This window comes from Mycolicibacterium vulneris, assembly GCF_002104765.1.
Taxonomy (GTDB): Bacteria; Actinomycetota; Actinomycetes; order Mycobacteriales; family Mycobacteriaceae; genus Mycobacterium; species Mycobacterium vulneris.
In genome coordinates, this window is the sequence record NZ_NCXM01000020.1 from 51,676 (window position 1) to 70,167 (window position 18,492).

Consider the following 18,492-nt stretch of genomic DNA (forward strand, 5'->3'; position numbering starts at 1 on the left):
GCCCAAATTGGGCCTCCGGGGTTTCCCGTCAACGCTTGCCCCCGTGTCGGCGGCGTAAATCCCCACGCCCTGGGACCCGGTGAAATCACCTGTGCCACTTTAGTTTCAGTGGTATCAGGGCAGCGATTTGTGTCGGTGGTCTCCGATAGCGTCGGGGTGTGAGCATAGATCGCGAGTCTCTGTCCGCGGCGTTTGATGTCATCGACGCTGCCCTCAGCCACGTGATCGGGTCTGACTGCGATGCGTTGGCCACCCGCGAGCAATTAGCGGCGTTGGAGCGCGGCGAGATGGTGCGCCGCCGGTTGCCGGCCATCGAGCATCCACTGATCAATTCCCTTGCCCGCCAAGCGCCGTCCGAGGAGCTCGGCGGCACGCTGTCGCATGCGATCGCGGAGACGACGCTGATCAGCCGCGCCGAAGCATCCCGACGCATCAAGGAGGCCCGGGATCTGGGCCCGCGCCATGGCCTCACCGGCGAACCGCTAGCACCGATGTTGGCCGCCACTGCGGCCGCGCAACGAGACGGCACGCTCGGCACCGGTCAAATCTCGGTGATCCGCAAGTTCTACTACCAGTTGCCCGGCTGGATAGATGCAGCCACCCGCGAGCAGGCCGAGGCCAAACTCGCCACGGAGGGAACCCGGTATCGGCCCGAACAACTCGGCAAGCTGGCCGACATCCTCGCGGATTGTCTGAACCCCGACGGCACCTTCACCGACGAGGACCGGGCTCGGCAGCGCGGCCTGACGCTGTGCAACCAGCAAGCCGACGGCATGTCGCAGCTACGCGGCTGGCTCACCCCCGAGGCACGCGCCACGTTCGAAGCCGTCTTGGCCAAACTCGCCGCGCCGGGCATGTGCAATCCCGATGACGACGCCCCGTGCGTCGACGGCGCGCCCACCCAAGAGGCCATCGAGCGCGATCCGCGATCGGCCAGTCAACGCAACCATGATGGACTCAACGCGGCGCTGCGGGGTCTGCTGGCTTCGGGCGAGTTGGGTCAGCACAATGGCCTGCCGGCTTCCATCGTCGTCACCACCGCGCTCCAAGAACTGGAAGCCGCGGCTGGGCGTGGTTTGACCGGTGGCGGCACGATCCTGCCGATGAGCGACGTTATCCGTCTGGCTCGCCACGCGCATCACTACTTGGCGATCTTCGATAGGGGCAAGGCCCTGGCGCTGTATCACACCAAACGCCTGGCCTCACCGGGTCAGCGAATCGTGTTGTACGCCAAAGACCGCGGCTGCTCGGCGCCCGGATGCACCACGCCCGGCTACTATTGCGAGGTCCACCACGTCACCGAGTACGCCACGTGCCAGACCACGGACGTCAACGACCTCACCTTCGCCTGCGGACCCCAGCACCGCCTCCTGCGACCCGGCGGCTGGACCACCCGCAAGAACGCCAAGGGTGACACCGAATGGCTTCCGCCCCCGCATCTGGACCGTGGAAGGCCCCGCATCAACGTGTTTCACCATCCCGAGAAGCTGCTTCAGGACCGAGACGACAACGCGCCTTAGACGACGCGCCCTTCCTCGGCCAGTGCCTCGTCAAGCAGGTCGCCCAGCGGGTGCCGCTGCCACAGCAGCAGCAGGTTCGACAACATCTGCAGAGGCGCGCGCACACCCTCGTCATCCCTGATCCGCGGGTCCGCCCGGCTGCTCGGCGCGATGTCGAATCGCTTACGCAGCAATGCCGGTACGTCCAGCAGCCAGGCCACGCCCATCACCGCCGCATACAGCAGCGTGTGCCGGCGCAGCCGGTCCGGCTCCAGGCGCGCACCGGCACAACGCTCGAATTCCGCGACGAACAATTCCAACAGGTCGTCGAGATGGGTATCCCATATCTCGTTCTCGGCGCCGGACATCGCCCCCCACAGAGCCATGCCCAGGTTCATCTGGCTTACGCATCCCCAGTCCATCAGGCCGCAGCGCAGAGTGCCGTTGCCATCGCGCCAGAACCACGCGTTGTCGATATTGGCGTTCCAGTGGCACAGCGCGACGTAATCGCCGTCGGCGGCCAAGTGATCCGCGACCGCGTCCTCGAACAGGGCCAACCGCGGGGCCTCGGCGGCCAACCGCGCCAGGAACTCTGGGGTGCCCACGCCGGCCGGCACCAGGCCGCGGTGGGTGTCGATGAATTGACCGAGTCGATTGACCCGTCGCTGCAATGTGTCCATCGACAACGGTGCCCGCTCTCCCACCGTTGCGGACTGCACGTCCAGTGGAAACTGCTCGGTATGTTCCGCGGGCAGCCGGCCGGACCGGTGTGTGCCGGCAAGCCGCGCCAGCGCGGTCAGCAGCGCGCGGTAATGCTCTAACGGCTCGGGCATCTCGTAGTCGAGGCACTTGTGGTAATGGGGTTCGATCCCGTTGGCGCCGAAGCTGATTCGTTCGGTAATCAAGATCCCGGTGCCGCTCTGTGCGTGGTAATCGGCGAACTGTGGGCTGGGCACCGCGATCGGAAATTGCGGCGCACACGCCAACGAGGCGAACCGGACCTCGGACTCCATCTGGGTCCTTCCGCGGTCGCGCACCGGATTGTCGAGATCGCGGGAGAACTTGACGAACAGCTCGGTGTGCAGACTCGGCGCGGGAAGGTCGTATTCGATCGACAGCATCGCCTTGCGGCCCGTGCTGCCACCGCCGATCTCCCGGAATTCACTGATCCGGGCGACGCTGTTCTCCGTGAGCACACCGGAGGCCCGAAACGCGCTGGTGAGGAACGATACTCCCCCGACGAGCAACGCCGCGGGGTCAGCCGGGAGCGGCAATCCGTGGTGATCGCCGATCACCCAATCCGACTCCACGCCGCTACCAGGTCTGCTCGGCGGAGCGCACCAGCATGTGATTGACAGCGACCCGCCGGTCACGCGTCACCATGAACAGCACCGCGTCCGCGATGTCCTCGGGCCGCAGCATGACCATGCCCGCGGTCTGCCGTTCGAACGCCTCGCGTGACGTTTCGGCCAGGTGGCTGAAGATTTCGGTGTCGACCGTTCCGGGACTCACCACTCCGACCCGCACCCGCTTCCCGAGCACCTCCTGGCGAAGCCCTTCGCTGAAGGCGTTGACGCCGAACTTGGTTAGCGAATACACCGCCGTGTTCGGCCGGGCCACCCAGCCGGCGGTGGAACTGATGGTGACCAGGTCTGCCACGCCGCGCGGCGAGTCGGCGGACGCGTCGATCAGGTGAGGAAGCCCCGCGCGGGTGGCGTAGAGGACACCCTGAACGTTGACCGACACCATCTGGTCCCAATCCTGCAGCGACGCCTCGGTCGCGGGCGCCGACTGCATCAGGCCGGCGTTGTTCACCAGGATGTCAAGCCGTCCCAGCTCCGCGACGGTGCGCTGCACCGCGGACGCCACCTGTTCGGCGTCGGTGACGTCGGCGGCCACTATCAGCGCTGTGCCACCGGCGGATTCGATCTCGGCTTTCAGCTCCGCCAACCGGTCGGCACGGCGCGCGAGCAGGGCCACCGCCGCTCCCTGGGCCGCCAAAGCCCGGGCCGTCGCCGCGCCGATGCCGCTGCTGGCCCCGGTGACCAGGGCTGCTGTTCGCGCCAGTGTCGTCATGCTCCGCCCATCGGTTGCCTGCCGAGTATCTCGTGAAGAACGTAGTCGGTGTCCTCGCCCAGGTCCGGCGCACCGCGCGCGACCCGGGCCGGACGGCGCGCCATTCGCCAGGACGGACCCAGCACCGGTCGCTGGCCCTCGCGGTGATCCGTGACGAAGCGGTACAGCTCGCGGTCCCACAGCCGTTGATCGGCAATCACATCCACCGAGGTGGCGCTCTTGGCGGCCGGCACCCCGGTTGCGCAGAGGCGCTCGGCGAGTCGCTCCGCGTCCTGCCCTCGGGTGAGCCGGGCGAGGTCCGCGTCGAGCGCTTCGGCGTGCCGGTGTCGCGCCTCGTGCGTGGCGTAGGGGGGCTCGTCGGCCAGTGGTGCGGCGCTGAGCGCCTCGCACAACCGGCGCCATTCGGCGTCACTCGCGACGGCCAGCGTGATCCACGCTCCATCGGCGCACGGGTAGCAACCGTGCGGGCACATGTCCGGGTTGGCGTTGCCGCTGGGGCCCAGTGGTCGTCCGGTCAGCGATTGCTCCAGCAGGCAGTCACCGATCATCGAGGAGAGCGTCTCAACGGCCGACACGTCGACGAATTGGCCGGCGCCACTGAGTTCCCGATGCAACAGCGCCACCACGGCGGCATAGGCGGCGGCCGCGCCCACCGTCGAATCGCCGTAGCGCATGCTGGTCCCGAGCGGCGGCCCATCGGGATAGCCGACCAGTGAGGCCGGTCCGGCCAGCGCGGCAAAGCATGGTGCATAACCGGTTTGGTGGCCCATTGGCCCGTCGTTGCCCCACATCTTGATCGACACCGAGATGATGTCGGGCTTGATCTCGGTGAGTTGTTGGTACCCCAGGCCCTGGCGCTCCATGGCGCCCGGGCGCAGGTTGTTGAGGACGATGTCGCTGCGGGCGATCAGCTCGCGTAGCCGCGCCATCCCCTCGACCGACCTGATATCGAGGTCCACGCTGAGGATCTCGGGGTTGATGCTCAAGAAATACGGTGCGTGGTTGATGTCGGTGCCGCCGTAGGCGCGCATCTCCTCGGGGCTGGCGGCCGTTTCGATCTTGATGACTTCGGCGCCCAGCATCGCCAGCAGTTTGCCCGCGTACGGACCGGCCCACACCTTGGTGAGTTCGACGACCCGCACGCCTTCCAGCGGCCCGCCCCGGGCATCCCTGGGCGGCTTCAGTTGCGCCGACTTGACCGTCGGCCGGGCGCGCGGGGAATCGATGCCTTCCAACACCGGCCGGGTGTGCTCACCGAGTCCGGGTGCGGCACTGACTATTCGCGCGGGCGACGCGCTGAACGCGTACGGCACGGTCGGATACGCCGCTTCACCCAGCACCGGATGCCGGACCCCCTGGAAGAATCCGCGGTGGCGGTATTGGGGCAAGTGATGCAGGTCCGCGGCGCCGTTGACGGGCACCAGCGGGACACCGAGCCGCTGAGCCCGCTCCGAGGCCTCGTCTTTGGGCAGGGCGGCGACCCAGCCGGCGAACCCCCGCTGAAACGCGGCGACCTTCTCAGCGGTGACGGAGAACTCCAGCCAGTCGTCCTCAAACGTGTCGAGCCATTCGGGATGGCACATCAAGGTTTTCATGCCGGCCCAGTGCGCGCCGCTGGTCATGTACAGGTATACGAAGCCATCGGCACACTCGAAGAACGAGGCCGGCCCGGCCTGATCGAAATCACCCCGCTCACCGTCGGCCGGTACCTCGCCGGTCACGTGGCGACCCAGGATGCAATCGGCGCGTGAGACCAGCACGGCCTGCTGGGAGATGTCGATGGACTCGCCTTGGCCGGTGTGCAACCGTCCCCACAGCGACGATGCGACACACAACGCCGCCTCCAGCCCGGCCTCGTAGTCGGCCAGGAAGCGGCCCGGTCCCTGCAGCGGCGGCTTGCCCGGATCCGGGTGGCTCGGGGTGTGATATCCCCACCCGCTCGCGTGGAACACGTTGATGCTCCGGGCATTATCGAACTCGGCGGCCACTCCTTGGCCGTACGGGGTGATGAAGCAGAAGACCACCGACGGGTGCCGCGCGGACCAGTCCGTGGCCCGGCCATCGATGACCGCGTCCGCGGTGTCGATCAGCCGGTGCAACCGCTCGAAGTCGGCCGTCGAACCGAGATCGAGGATGACGGAGCGCTTGTTGGTGTTGAGGTAGGCGAACAACGCGCTGCCTTCGCACCCGTCGGCGAGGACGGGCGCCATGGCGCGGGTCGCGCTGCCGCGCTTCGGCGCCTCGATCTTGATGACCTCGGCGCCGAAGTCGGCCAGCAGCTTCCCGCAGTACTCCCCCGCGACGGATTCGGCTAACTCGACGACCCTGATACCCGTCAGCGCGGACATGCACGCCCCGCCAAGACGGTCAGGGCTTCGCGCGGCCCGAGCGGCTCAGGCGCCACTCCGGCGGGAAGTTCATGTCGTTGTCCTTGACCACGTTGTTGAGGCCCTTGTTGAAGGTGCCTTCGGTGAGGTCGACTTCCTGCGCGTCATTCTGGATCATCGGCAGCATGCCCTCGACCATGCCGGTCAGCAGGCTGCCGAAGTACTCGCCCTTGTGCTGCTTGTACAGCTCGAGGAAGGTCTTCTGCACGGCGACCGTGTCGGTCGGGCGGGACCGCGAGCATGCCATCGCGTACTTCTCGGTCTCCGCTTCCAGCTGATCGCGTGGCACCACGCTGTTGACGAAGCCACAGTCGTACATTTCCTTCGCGCTGAACGGCCTTCCGGTGAACAGCATCTCGGAGAACTTGCGCAGGCCCATCGTCTCGGCCCACCACCACAGCCGGGGTCCCCAGCCCACGTACCGGAACGCGGGGTGACCGAACAGGGCGTCGTCGGAGGAGATCACCAGGTCGGCGTCGCCGGCCTGGTAGAAGTGCCACCCGTAACAGTAGCCCTTGGCCTCGATGATGCTGATCTTCCGGAGTTCCTGTAGCGGACGGTTTCCGGCACGGGCCTTGGCGTAGAAGTCGGTGACGGTGGACAGGTAGCGGTACGACCCACCCGGCGGGTACTTGACGTCGTCATCGTTGATTGCGAGCTCGTGATGCAACGGGAGACCGGGGTTCTCCAGCATGGGGCGCTGCTCGGGCAGGTCGCCGCCGCTGCCGAAATCCTGGCCCTCGCCGCGGATCACGACCACCTTGACGTCGTCGTCCACGTTGCACTTGTGGATCAGGTCCGCGTAGTTCTGCCGCATGCCCAGACTGGTGGCGTTCTGCGCGTCGGGACGATCGAAGGTGATGTAGGCGATCCGGTTCTTCTTGTCCTTTTCGAACTTGATGTACTGCTCGGCTTCCTTCTTCAGCTTTTCGTAGTCATATTCGGGCATGGACTTCTTCTTTCACTTGGGGTTGACGCCTATTTGAGCAAGCTGCCCGCATCGACGGGAAGCGAAACGCCGGTGACATAACGAGATTCGTCAGAGGCGAGGAACAGGACAGCATTGCTGATGTCAGTGGCTTCCACCCAAGGCACCGGCAGTGTGTGCATCATTTGCGAGATGGGGGCGAAGTCGTCCGGTCCGGGATTTTCCAAATCCGGGCGAAAGAGCCGATAGGTGTTGTCGTTCATCACCATTGTGGTGCTGACTTGGGTGGGCAGCACCGAATTGACCCTGATCATGTGCGGGCCCAACTCGACGGCGAAGGCCCGCATCAGGCCGATGACGCCGTGCTTGGCGGCGATGTAATGCCCCGTGTTCGGGTAGGCCTTGCGGCCGCCAACCGAACTGGTGAGCACGATGGAGCCACCCCGTCCACCCGAAAGGACATGCGGCACACCTGCTTTGACGGTGTGCCACACGCCGCTGAGGTTGATGTCGATCATGTCCTGCCACACGTCCTCGCGGATCTTGTGCAGCTTCCTGCCATCGGTGCCGACGCCCGCGTTGGCGACGATGATGTCGAGACGACCGAGCTGTTCGACCCCGCTGTCCACCGCGGCCTTCAGCGCGTCGTAGTCCCGGACGTCCACCTGGGCGGTCACGATGCGCCGGTCGAGGTTCTTGACCAGATCCGCCGTCTCGGCAAGGTCTTCCGGCGTCGAGTGCGGATAGGCCAGATTGTCGATCGGCCCGCAGACGTCGATCGCGACGATGTCGGCACCCTCCTGCGCCAGGCGGACGGCGTGACTGCGGCCCTGCCCGCGCGCGGCGCCGCTGACGAAAGCGACCTTGCCCTCGACCCGGCCGGTCATCATGGCACCAGGGACGGCATGCACTCCCAGCCCCGGACCGTGGAGGTCGGGCTGAGGACTGCTTTGGTCAGGTCGACCTCCCACTCGGGGAATCGTTTCAGGATCTCCTCCAGCGCGACGCGGCCTTCGAGGCGGGCCAGCGCCGATCCCAGACAGAAGTGCGTCCCCATGCTGAAGGTGAGGTGCGGGCGGACGGTGCGATGGATGTTGAAATCGCCTGCGTCCGGCCCGAACTGGGCCTCGTCGCGGCACGCCGATCCGATCAACATCATCATCACGCTGCCTTCGGGCACGGTCTGGTCGTGCACGGTGACGTCGCGGGTCACGTAGCGCGACACGTGCGGTGCCGGCGGCTCGTATCGCAGCAATTCCTCGATGGCCTGCGGGATGAGCGTCGGGTTCTCGGCGAGGTCCCGGCGCTGATCGGGGTGTTCGGCGAGAACCTTTCCGGACCAACCGATCAGCCGCGTTGTCGTTTCGTTGCCGGCCCCGGCGACGACGTTGAGGTACACGAGGATCTCTTCGCGGGACAGCCGCCGGGTGGTCCCGGTTTCGTCCGCGAATTCGACGTTGAGGAGCTCGGTCATGATGTCGTCGGACGGATGGTCGGCGCGCCAGTCGATGTAGGCCTCGAAGTGCTCACCCACCGACAGGCCATGCTCGGCGGCGTCCATGGGCTTGCCGGCCTCGGTGCGCAGCTGGGCGTTGCCGCGGTCGCGGATGTACTCCTGGTCGTCCTCGGGGATGCCGAGCAGCATGCTGATGACCTTCATCGGCATCTGCGCACCAAGATCGGTGACGAAGTCGAAGCGTCCTGAGCCCACCAGCGGATCCAGCAGTTGAGCGCAGAAGTCGCGGATCATCGGCTCGAGCGCGGCGATCCGGCGTGGGGTGAACATGCGCGACAGCAGTTTGCGATGCACGTCGTGAATCGGCGGGTCCTCGAAGATCAGCATGCCCGGCGGGATTTCGAGGTTGGCCTTGATCAGTTCCAGGATCGCGCCGCGCGCGGAGCTGTAGGTCTCGTGGTCGACAAGCGCCTTGCTGACATCGGCGTAACGGCTCACCGCGTAAAAATCGTATTCGGCGTTGTAATAAAGCGGCGCCTCTTCGCGCAATCGCGCGAACATGGGATACGGGTCGGCGATCAACCCGACATCGTATGGATCGAACCGAACATGGCTATCGGTGCTCGCCGTCACGAAAACCCTCCTACCGCTGCAGTTTTAGATGCCCGCATGACCTGCACCAGGGCTCGCGCCGCCAGCGTCGCAGCGCTGGATTCGGTCCGGGCAATTTATACACTCCGCTTAATTGCGTCGCTCTGACTTCTGCACAAGCTCCGCTGAAAACGGCGCATGAACGTGGGTTTACTCTATTCTCGTAGAGAACCATACAGCGGATGCCGGGGCAAGATCCATAGCCCGCGTTTCCCGGAGGCGTCCTCACGCGGATCCGGCCGCCCCGCGGCGCAACACCCGCAGGCCGCCGGCCTGGGTCAGCCGCCCCTTGTCCGAACTTTTCAGGATGCCGGCGGCGATCGCCGACAGGATCCCGTCGAGCTGTTCGGCGCTGTCGATGATCCGGTCGCCTTGGGCGAACCGCTGCAGCAGGCCGTTGATGAACGTCAGCGTGACGTTGCTCAGATCCTCGATGACGGCCGGATCCAGGTCCGCACCATGCGGCATCAGCTGCACCAGGATCTCCCGGTGCAGCTTGGTGAACTCGTCGGTAGCCTGCTGCAGAATCGCGGCCAGCGCGGGGTCGCGGGTGGCCTGCATGGTCAGCTCGTAGCGGGCCCTGGTCCGATACAACTGCGGGTCGCTGCCGGCCTGGATGACCACCTGCGACAACCGCGACGGTGCGCGATTTCCACCGGCGCCATCGGAGCTGTCCGCGATCGCCTGCAGCTCGGCGAGGTCGAGCTCGGCGGAGCGCTCGGCCACCGCGCGCAACAGCGCCGACCGGGTGCGGAAATAGAACGAGGTGGTGCCGTCCGGCACCCCGGCCGCGCGGTCGACCTTCAGATGGCTCAGGCCCTTGGCCCCGTCATCGGCCAACAACTGGATCGCCGCGTCGCACAGATCGCGGCGGCGCTCGGCGGGGTTGGGTTTTCGGCGTTTGTCCATAATCTTCTCAACGGCGACGCTACTCTATATTCGTAGTGTCAGTAAAGACCGCGATGTGTGCGTGTCGGAATGCCGCATGCGCGCAGGCCAAGCCACTCCCGCAACCATCATCGAATTGCACGATTTCGACGCGGCGCGCTACCCGGCACCAAAGAAATTGCGGTGCAGGAGTTCCCGTCGGACATGGAATCAATGATCCTGCGGGTAGAGTCCATCGACGATGATTCACCGTCGATTCAGCGCGCGTAGTGCCGCCGCCTGGCTTGGGTCTATCGGCCTGCTCGCGGCGGTGACGTGTGGCTGCCAGCAGACGCACAAGCCTGCGCCGTCCACCTCGCCGACCACCGCGCCGACCACCGCGCCGACCAGCACCACCGCGCCGCCATCTCCGCCACCGCCGCCGGTCGTGAAGATCGCGCCGCTGCCCGTCCGGCCGGTGACGAAGTCACAACCGACGACGCCCGCCGTGAAGTGCCCGGCCACGGATCCGAACGCTCCCGTCAAGCCGACCGACGTCCTGACCACCTGTGATATCGGGCGAACCACCGTCTACACATTGGGCCCCGAGACCATGCAGCTCGGGATCGTCCGCGTCGACCCACCGAAGTCTTTGACAGCGGACTATTACGAACTGACCCTCGTGCTGGATCCGCCGTCGGCGGCCGCGTGGTCCGCATTCACGAGCGCGCATCTGCAGGAACACATGGCCTTCGTCCGGGACAACATGGTCCTGGAAGCACCGATAATCGAACAACCGGCGACGTCGGGGCGGATCGTGCTGACGACCCAAACAGCCCAGGGCGCAGCGCAATTGGACCAATTGGTGGGTCGCCCCGCATGACGGGCTCGGGGCGCCCGGACCGCCTCGGCATCGGCATGCTCAGCGTATTCGGACTGCCGCCAATCGAATTGGTGAACCTCGCCGCGGATCTGGGGTGCCGGTATGTCTCGGTCGCCGTGCAGGGGATGCCGCTGGTGCCGCTGGGCTATCCCCCCTTCTCGTTGAAGGACGACACCGTTCTGCGGAAGGACCTGCTCGCCGCGACGGACGACCGGGGCGTGAGCATCTCGCTCGGCGACGGATTCCTGGTGCTGCCCGGCGCCGACGTGAGCGCGCTGGGCGGCGACCTCGACGTGCTGGCCGAACTTGGTGTCCCGTGGATCAACGTGGTCAGCCTGGACCCCGATCTGCCCCGGACGCTCGACCAGTTCGCCGTACTGACCGAGCTCGCCGCACAGCGTGACATCGGCACGGTCGTCGAGCCGGTGCCCGGCCTGACCATCGGTAGCCTGGGCGCCGCGCTGGCCGCCGCGGAATACGTTGGCCGGAGTGATTTCCGGCTGTTGATCGACACCATGCACCTGGTGCGGTCGGGTGGCGGGGCCGCCGAACTGGCCGCCATCGACGCCGAGCGCATCGGCTACGCCCAGCTCAACGACACAACGCTGCGCCCGCGCATCGACAACTACCTGGAGGAGGCCATGTTCGAGCGGATGGTGCCCGGTGAGGGCGAACTTCCGCTGCACGACCTCCTGTCCGCGCTGCCCCGCGACACCGTGCTTGAAATCGAAGTTCCCAGAAGGTCATTGGCGCTGGCCGGCGTGAGTCCGATCGACCGCATGCGCCCGTGTGTCGAGGCCGCACGGCGGTTGCTGTCGGACGTTCAGCTCGGGTAGCGCAGCGGGAGACCCGCGGCGCGATAGATCGCGTCGATAACGGTCATGTTGTCGATCGCGTCGTGCGGGGTGGTCTTGACCGGTTCGCCGCGCAGCACCGCCGCGGCGAACGCGTCCAGTTGATACGCGTAGGAGGCCCGGCGTCCGAACCGTTCCGCCCGTCTGCCCCGCCGCGACCGCACCGACAGCCGATGGAAAGCCTGTGGCAGCACCGGATTCAGGATGCGCAGTTCCCCGTGTTCGCCGATCACCCGGGCGCTGATCTGCAGCAGCCGCCGCGACCACATCGAGCAGCGCACCCGCCCGGTGTGGCCGGCCGGGAACCGCAGTTCGGCGGTCATCGCCCGGTCGACCCGGGGGTCGCGCAGTTTGGCGTGCGCCGTGACAACTTCCGGGGAGGGTCCGCCGAAGGTGCGGGCCATGTGCACCGCGTAGCAGCCCGCGTCCATGGTCGCCCCACCGGCAAGCGTGTAGTCGTAGCGGATGTCGGAGAACTTCGGCAGCGGGAAACACAGCGCGGCCTCCACGTGCCGCAGTGTGCCCAGCTCGCCGGAGGCGATGATCTCCTCGGCGCGCAGCGTCAGCGGGTGGTAGCGGTAGTGGAAGGCCTCCATTACCACGCGGTCCGAATCCGCTGCCAGCTCGGCGATTTCGCGGGCCTCGGCCGCGTTGGCGGTGAACGGCTTTTCGCACAGCACGTGTTTGCCGGCGGTGAGTGCGGCCCGGGTCCAGCGCCCGTGTAGGCCGTTCGGCAGCGGGTTGTAGATGGCGTCGATGTCGGGGTCGGCGATCAACGTCTCGTAATCGCCGTGCACCGTGGGGATGTCGTGCTTTGCGGCGAACGCCTGCGCACGCGGCACGTCGCGGGCCGCCACCGCGGCGACGACCACCTCCGCGTTCTCCTTGGCGGGATCGATCAACGCCGCCGGCGCGATGCTCGCCGCCCCGAGGACGCCGATGCGCACCGCAGGAAGCGGCCGGCCTGGTTTCACCGGTGGATAGTCTCCGTACACGCCGCTGAGCTTATCGCCCCGCGCAGGTTGCCACGCCGTGGTTTCCCGTTAGAGTCAGCGGATGGGGCAGGTAACGGACCGCTGGCGTGCCGCTCGGGTGGCATCGGCGTTGTATAACGCGGCCGCAACGCATGACAGCATCGCTGCGCTGGGCGCAAAAACGTTGTGGGGATTGACGTTACATGACCTCCTAGGAGAGGTTCAGCGTGTCGGTGAAGCTCGCGCCGGCGCCCAGGTACTTGACATCCCGTGCGGTGGTGGCTTTGCCTTTCGTGGCCTGCGCCCTGGGCAGGATTGCCGCTATGTGGCCGCCGACATTTCCTCGGACATGCTGAGGCGGGCGCGCGACCGGGCAACTCAGTTGGGTGTGGCCGACCTCATGGAGTTCACCGAGGCCGATGTCACCGATTTACCCTTCCAGGACAACGCCTTTGACCTGGTATTGACGTTCAACGGTCTGCATTGCATTCCTGACCCGCGAGCGGCGGTTTTCGAGCTTGCCCGGGTGCTCAAGCCGGGTGGGATTCTTCGCGGGAGTACCTGTGTACGTGGTCGCGGCTGGCGTCAGGATCGTTTTGTGGCGGCGTTGCAGGCGGCGGGCTTTTTCGGGATCACGCCCCGGGCCGGTGACGTGCAGCGCTGGCTCAGGGCTGCGGGCCTCGAAGTCTTGGCTGCACGGCACAGTGGTTCAGTCGAGCTATTCGAGGCCCTTCGACCCAGCGCGTGATCTCTGCTGAACGTGCCATAGGGTCACAGTTGAACGTCGTACACCGAGATGGGATCCAGGATCACACCGGTTTCCTCGACGTAGCGATCCCACAGCGCCAGCAGCTCGGCCAGCTTGTCGGGCCGCGCCTCGGAGAGGTCGTCGATCTCGCCGAGATCGGAAGACAGATCGTAGAGTTGCCAGCGGCCCGGCCCGTACGGCGTCGGGAGGTACAGCGCCTTCCAGTCGCCCTGCCGGATGGCGCGGCGGCCGAACAGCTCCCAGCCCGTGCCGCTTCCCGCGTCGTGCACGGTCTCCGCGGCGCCCATCAGGTAATCCACCAGTGAGCGGCCGCGCATGGGGGCCACCTCGCGGCCGCGATACGACGTGCCCGGGTGCGTGGCCCCGGCCAGCTCCAGCACGGTCGGCGCGACGTCCATGACCGTGCTGAACGCGGTACCGATCTGTTGTTGCCGGGCGAAGCCGGGCCAGGTGACGAAACCGGTCACGCGGATTCCGCCCTGGGTGGTGAACGCCTTGTGCAGCCGCGACGGCGCGGTGGCGGCCTGCGCCCAGCGGGGGCCGTACCAGATGAACGACGTCGGCCGGCCGAGGTTGTCCAGGCTGTTGTCGCAATGCTTTTCGATCTGCGCGGCGATCTGCGGGCCGCGCAGCGGCATCGCCTCCACGATCGCGCCCTCGGCGCCGTTGTCGGACATGAAGATGACGACGGTGTTGTCGAGTTCGCCGCTGGCCGAGAGGTAGTCGATGACCCGGCCGACGTTGTAGTCCATGCGGTCGACCATCCCGGCGTAGACCTCCATGCTGCGGGCCGAGCGTGCGCGCTGCTCGTCGGTCATGTCGGCCCACTCCGGTGCGCCGTCGGCCACCACCGGGTGTGCGACCACGTCGGGTGGACACAGGCCGAGCCGCTTGAGCGCGGCCAGGCGCTCCTCGCGCAACGCGTCCGGCCCGGCGTCGTAGCGACCCCGATATTTCGCGACGGATTCGTCGGGCGCCTGCAGGGGCCAGTGCGGCGCCTGGAAGGGCAGATAGGCGAAGAAGGGCCGGTCGTCGTCGGGGGCGCGCTCATCCAGATACCGCAGCAGGGTGTCGGTATAGGAGTCCGACGAATAGAAGTCGTCACCGACGCTGACGAACTGGTCATCCTCGGTGTAAAGCGTTGGCACGGGCGAGAATCCGCGCGCCCCCGAACCGCCGTAATGACTGGCGCCGGCCGGCAGCAGGGCGAACGACCGCTCGAAACCTCGCGCCCACGGCGACGTCTCGATCGTGGCGCCCAGGTGCCACTTGCCCGACATCAGAGTCAGATACCCCGCGTCGCGCAACAGTTCGGGCAGCGCGACCACCCGGTCGTTCAGATAGCCCTCGTACCCTGGTGCGCCGCGGAATTGCGGGGACGCGACCTCGAGCATGGTGCCGATGCCGGCGATGTGGTGGTCGGTCCCGGTCAACAACATCGCCCGGGTCGGTGAGCAGGCCGGTGCCGAGTGGAAATCGGTGAGCCGGATCCCCGCGTGGGCCAGCCGATCGAGGTTGGGCGTCTCGATCTCACCGCCAAACGCGCCGATGTCGGAGAACCCGAGGTCGTCTGCAACGATCACAAGGAAGTTGGGGCGCGTCACGCTCAAGCATCCTGCCAGGTCGGCCGCCGCCACGGAATGCTGCCGCACCGGCCGGGCGCCGATAGGGTCGAGGCAGGCAAGGTTTAGCGCGGCGGCATAGCGAAAGGGCCTGACATGTTGGCGCAGTTTGGAATGTCCGTTCCGCTGGTGGCGGCGCCGATGTCGGGCGGCCCGACCACCCCGGCCATGGTGTCCGCCGCCACCCGCGCTGGCGCGCTGGGCCTGCTCGCGGCCGGGTACAAGACCGTCGAGGCCATTGAGGCCGAGATCAAAGCCGTTCGCGCCGAGTCAATCCCATTCGGGGTGAATGTCTTCGCACCCAACCCGGTGCCGGTCGACCCGCAGCGTTACCGCGCCTACGCCGCGATCGTCCAGGCCGAAGCCGACCAGTTCGGGCTGACGCTTCCACCCGAGCCCATCGAGGACAACGACAGATTCGACGAGAAAATCGCGCTTTTGCTCGACGACCCGGTTCCGATGGTGTCGTTCACGTTCGGCCTTCCGTCACGCGACGTGATCGCTGCGCTGCAACGCGCCAACAGCGTTGTGGTGCAGACGGTCACCACGGCCGACGAGGCGGCGCGGGCGCACGACGCGGGCGTCGACATGCTCGCCGTGCAGGCGGCCGACGCCGGCGGCCATTCCGGCACCCTCTCACCGCAGCGGCCGTTGACGCCGGTCCCAATCGTCGATCTGGTCAAGGAAGTCGTCGCGAAGGTGCCGCTGCCGGTGATGGCCACCGGCGGGCTGGCCACCCCCGCCGCGGTGGCCGAGGTGATCCGCGCGGGCGCGACCGCGGCCGCCGTGGGCACCGTGCTGTTGCGCGCCACCGAGAGCGGCGCCTCGGCCACTCATCAGGCGGCCCTGGTGGATCCCGCCTACACCGAGACGGTGCTGACCCGCGCCTTCACCGGCCGGCCGGCCCGCGGCCTGCGCAACGCGTTCATCGACGCCCACGAAGCCGAGGCGCCGGCGGGCTATCCCGCCATCCACTACCTGACCAGCCCGCTGCGCAAGGCCGCCGCGGCGGCCGGCAGGCCGGACTTCGTCCACCTCTGGGCGGGCACCGGATACCGGCACGCGACCGCGGAATCCGCCGTCGACATTCTGCGCCGGCTGGCATCCGACCTCTGATCAGTCAGTATTCGAAACGGTTCAGCACGTCGTAGTGACGACCGGCCGTCCTCCACGTCAGCCGGTAGATCAACCGCACCGCGGCCGACGGGATCCGGTTGTAGTCGGCCAGCACGGGCTTCTGCTCGAGAAACCGCAGTCGGGGATTCCAGGCGGCAATCTCGCGCACGTCCCGGATGCCCCACTTGATGATTCCCCGCGTCAAGAGCTTGGACATCAGCGGTGCCAGCGCGGAGAGCGTGTCGAAATGCATTTCGCCGCCGGTGAATCGGTCGGCCAGGCGCTGCAGTAGGCGCCGCACTTCGTCCTCGTGCAGGTACATGAGTAGGCCCTCGGCAATGAATCAGCGTCGGGCGTCCGGTCGGGACCTGATCGAGCCACTGCAGTTCGGTGACCGACGAGCCGATCATCTGGTAGCGGCCGGTGTCGTCGTAGAGCCGGCGGCGGAGCCCGACGACACTCGGCTGATCGACGTCGAACCACACGACCGACGGCGGTGGGGCGAGCCGGAAGAAGCGGCCGTCGAGGCCGCAACCGAGGTGCAGCACAACGGCATCCGGTTGCCGGGCAAGGTAATCCGCGCACCAGTCGTCGAGCTGCCTGGCCCGTAGCGCGACCAGGTATTGGTTGGCCGCCGGCCACGACATCCGGTGAATTCTCTTGAAGTCATACGCGATCCGGTCCACCGCTTCCGCGGCCACCCGGTCCCCCAGAATCGGCCGCTGCGTACGGCTCTCATGCGCGCGCAGGTACAGCGTGACGAGGTTGGTCCACTCCACCGAACCCCAAGGGACGGAGCTGAAGTCGACTATGTCCGTCGCGGTCATGGCTTTTTCCTTTTCCGGTATTCGGTCCACATTTTCATGAGCTGATCGCCGTAGCCTGGGTGCAGAACTCACAGAAGTCGCGGAAGTCCTCGACGCGCCGGCGCTGTTCGGCGCGGTCCTCACCCAGCACCGACAGCGCGAAGTCGGCGGGTTGGATGCCCAGCCGCATCAGTGACAGCTGCGTTTCCAGGACGCTGGTGAACCCGCCCGGCCTGACGCGGTAGAGGTGTTCAGGAACCGAGTTCGGGGCGGGCGCGTCGAGCGTCAGCGCGGGCCCGGTCAGAACGCCTCGGGGTCCTCTTGCACCGCGGCCGGAACCGGGTGCCGGTATAGCCGAGACGCGTTCTCCCAGCTAAATTTTCGGATGACGTCGGCCGGCAGATCGCCGATCTGCTCGTGAATGGTTTGTTGGGTGTGCGGCCACGTCGAGTCGCAGTGCGGGTAGTCGGCTTCCAGCATGATGTTGTCGACGCCGATCCGGTCACGCTGTACGAAGGAGGACTTGTCCTCGACCGCGCAGAACCAGAAGTTGCGCGTCAGCACCTCCGCCGGGGTCAAGGGCTCACCGAGCGCCTCCCAGGTTCCGTACATCGCGTGATAACTCAGCATGTGGTCGAGGCGATCGAGCAGGCCCGCCACCCAACCGATTCCGCCTTCGGACAGGCAGATCTTGAGGTCGGGGAACCGGCTGGGCAGCCCGGAGTACAGCCAGTCGACCGCGGCGGAAATGGCGTAGGCGAAGAACAGCACACCCTGCACGTCCGGTGGCGCGTCCGCGGTGGTGGACGGCGACGACCCCGACGATCCGATGTGCAGATTCACCACGGTGCCGGTCTCGGCGCAGGCCGCCATCAGCGGATCCCAGTGGTCGGTGTGGATGCTGGGCAGCCCCAGCATTGCCGGGTTCTCGCTGAACGTGACCGCGTGAAAACCGCGCTCCGCGTTCTCGCGGATCATCGTCGCGCCGAGTTCGGGATCGAGCAGCCAAGGCAACTGGCAGGGAATGATCCGGTCGGGGTACGACCCCGCCCAGACGTCGAAATGCCAGTCGTTCCAAGCCCGCACCGAGGCCAGCGCCAGGTCGCGGTCGCTGGTCACCTGCTGCAGCCGTTGCCCGGCGAAGCCCGGCAGGAACGACGGGAAGTTCAGCGAGGCGTAGATGCCGTTGAGGTCCATGTCTTTGACACGCGCGTGAATATCCCATGCGCCCCTGCGCATTTCGTCGAAGCGGACGGGCTCGAAACCGTACTCCGCCACCGGACGGCCGACCACCGCGTTGAAGCCGACATTGGGCAGTTCCTTGCCGTCGTAGACCCAGGTCTGTCCCCCGCCATCGGTCTCGACGACTTTCGGTGCCCGATCGGCGTACTTGCGGGGCAGGCGGCCGGTGAAGGTGTCCGGGGGTTCGACGATGTGATCGTCCACCGAGATCACCGTGTAGCGGCGCGCGGCCCGGGGCGGGTCGGGCAGGAAGGTGACCGAGCGCTCCGTGCCGGTCTTCGCCGTGGTGAAGTTCAGGTCGGTGGCCAGCTCATCGATCGATTTCACTCGTCAATCTCCTTGCGGGGCGGCGTCGTTGAGCG

The 18,492-nt window shown here is 66.8% G+C and carries 17 protein-coding genes and 1 pseudogene; 5 read left to right on the forward strand and 13 right to left on the reverse strand.

The window, feature by feature from the left end:
* Positions 1-158: 158 nt before the first annotated feature.
* Positions 159-1,520 (forward strand): HNH endonuclease signature motif containing protein, encoded by a 1,362-nt coding sequence (locus B8W69_RS19070; protein ID WP_085291349.1) that lies wholly within the window; start codon positions 159-161, stop codon positions 1,518-1,520.
* On the opposite strand, the gene B8W69_RS19075 is transcribed toward B8W69_RS19070, so the two are convergent.
* From B8W69_RS19075 to B8W69_RS32280, 8 genes are all read right to left on the reverse strand, one after another.
* Positions 1,517-2,794 carry a hypothetical protein gene (locus B8W69_RS19075; RefSeq protein WP_085291402.1) on the reverse strand — a complete coding sequence of 426 codons (1,278 nt, stop codon included), beginning with the start codon at positions 2,792-2,794 and terminating at the stop codon, positions 1,517-1,519. The genes B8W69_RS19070 and B8W69_RS19075 overlap by 4 nt on opposite strands.
* 19 nt (positions 2,795-2,813) lie before the next feature.
* Positions 2,814-3,575 carry an SDR family NAD(P)-dependent oxidoreductase gene (locus tag B8W69_RS19080; protein WP_085291350.1) on the reverse strand — a complete coding sequence of 254 codons (762 nt, stop codon included), beginning with the start codon at positions 3,573-3,575 and terminating at the stop codon, positions 2,814-2,816.
* Positions 3,572-5,923: a CaiB/BaiF CoA transferase family protein gene (locus B8W69_RS19085; RefSeq protein WP_085291351.1), complete on the reverse strand. Its 2,352-nt coding sequence runs from the start codon at positions 5,921-5,923 to the stop codon at positions 3,572-3,574. The genes B8W69_RS19080 and B8W69_RS19085 overlap by 4 nt, the downstream gene beginning before the upstream one ends.
* A gap of 19 nt (positions 5,924-5,942) precedes the next feature.
* Complete coding sequence (locus tag B8W69_RS19090) at positions 5,943-6,911, reverse strand: enoyl-CoA hydratase/isomerase family protein (protein ID WP_064877274.1); 969 nt, start codon at positions 6,909-6,911, stop codon at positions 5,943-5,945.
* Between the two features lie 29 nt (positions 6,912-6,940).
* Positions 6,941-7,777, reverse strand: coding sequence for a mycofactocin-coupled SDR family oxidoreductase (locus B8W69_RS19095; RefSeq protein ID WP_085291352.1), 837 nt, complete (start codon positions 7,775-7,777; stop codon positions 6,941-6,943).
* The gene (locus B8W69_RS19100) at positions 7,777-8,979 is read right to left on the reverse strand and encodes a cytochrome P450 (protein ID WP_085291353.1); all 1,203 of its coding nucleotides are present in this window, start codon (positions 8,977-8,979) and stop codon (positions 7,777-7,779) included. Before B8W69_RS19100 ends, B8W69_RS19095 begins: the two co-directional genes overlap by 1 nt.
* Before the next feature lie 243 nt (positions 8,980-9,222).
* Entirely contained in the window at positions 9,223-9,906 is a 684-nt protein-coding gene (locus tag B8W69_RS19105) for a TetR/AcrR family transcriptional regulator (protein ID WP_085291354.1), read from the reverse strand.
* Positions 9,907-10,131: 225 nt separating this feature from the next.
* Positions 10,132-10,410, reverse strand: coding sequence for a hypothetical protein (locus B8W69_RS32280; RefSeq protein ID WP_165762645.1), 279 nt, complete (start codon positions 10,408-10,410; stop codon positions 10,132-10,134).
* Positions 10,411-10,462: 52 nt separating this feature from the next.
* Between B8W69_RS32280 and B8W69_RS32285 the strand changes: the two genes are divergently transcribed.
* Positions 10,463-10,747: a SecDF P1 head subdomain-containing protein gene (locus B8W69_RS32285; protein WP_245843299.1), complete on the forward strand. Its 285-nt coding sequence runs from the start codon at positions 10,463-10,465 to the stop codon at positions 10,745-10,747.
* Positions 10,744-11,583, forward strand: coding sequence for a sugar phosphate isomerase/epimerase family protein (locus B8W69_RS19115; RefSeq protein WP_085291356.1), 840 nt, complete (start codon positions 10,744-10,746; stop codon positions 11,581-11,583). The genes B8W69_RS32285 and B8W69_RS19115 overlap by 4 nt, the downstream gene beginning before the upstream one ends.
* Here the strand turns inward: B8W69_RS19115 and B8W69_RS19120 are convergent.
* Positions 11,571-12,575: a Gfo/Idh/MocA family protein gene (locus B8W69_RS19120; RefSeq protein WP_085291403.1), complete on the reverse strand. Its 1,005-nt coding sequence runs from the start codon at positions 12,573-12,575 to the stop codon at positions 11,571-11,573. The genes B8W69_RS19115 and B8W69_RS19120 overlap by 13 nt on opposite strands.
* An 82-nt stretch (positions 12,576-12,657) precedes the next feature.
* On the opposite strand from B8W69_RS19120, the gene B8W69_RS19125 reads away from it, so the two are divergent.
* Positions 12,658-13,323, forward strand: coding sequence for a class I SAM-dependent methyltransferase (locus B8W69_RS19125; protein WP_085291357.1), 666 nt, complete (start codon positions 12,658-12,660; stop codon positions 13,321-13,323).
* A gap of 23 nt (positions 13,324-13,346) precedes the next feature.
* Here B8W69_RS19125 and B8W69_RS19130 read toward each other — a convergent pair whose 3' ends face one another.
* Positions 13,347-14,948: an arylsulfatase gene (locus B8W69_RS19130; protein ID WP_085291404.1), complete on the reverse strand. Its 1,602-nt coding sequence runs from the start codon at positions 14,946-14,948 to the stop codon at positions 13,347-13,349.
* 114 nt (positions 14,949-15,062) lie between these two features.
* Between B8W69_RS19130 and B8W69_RS19135 the strand changes: the two genes are divergently transcribed.
* Positions 15,063-16,082 (forward strand): NAD(P)H-dependent flavin oxidoreductase, encoded by a 1,020-nt coding sequence (locus B8W69_RS19135; RefSeq protein WP_085291358.1) that lies wholly within the window; start codon positions 15,063-15,065, stop codon positions 16,080-16,082.
* A gap of 4 nt (positions 16,083-16,086) precedes the next feature.
* Here B8W69_RS19135 and B8W69_RS19140 read toward each other — a convergent pair.
* The 3 genes and pseudogenes from B8W69_RS19140 to B8W69_RS19150 form a co-directional block, all read right to left on the reverse strand.
* Positions 16,087-16,909, reverse strand: a pseudogene (locus tag B8W69_RS19140) (class I SAM-dependent methyltransferase).
* 34 nt (positions 16,910-16,943) lie between these two features.
* The gene (locus B8W69_RS31835) at positions 16,944-17,078 is read right to left on the reverse strand and encodes a hypothetical protein (RefSeq protein ID WP_281255243.1); all 135 of its coding nucleotides are present in this window, start codon (positions 17,076-17,078) and stop codon (positions 16,944-16,946) included.
* Between the two features lie 110 nt (positions 17,079-17,188).
* Positions 17,189-18,457 (reverse strand): amidohydrolase family protein, encoded by a 1,269-nt coding sequence (locus B8W69_RS19150; RefSeq protein WP_085291359.1) that lies wholly within the window; start codon positions 18,455-18,457, stop codon positions 17,189-17,191.
* Positions 18,458-18,492: the final 35 nt, after the last annotated feature.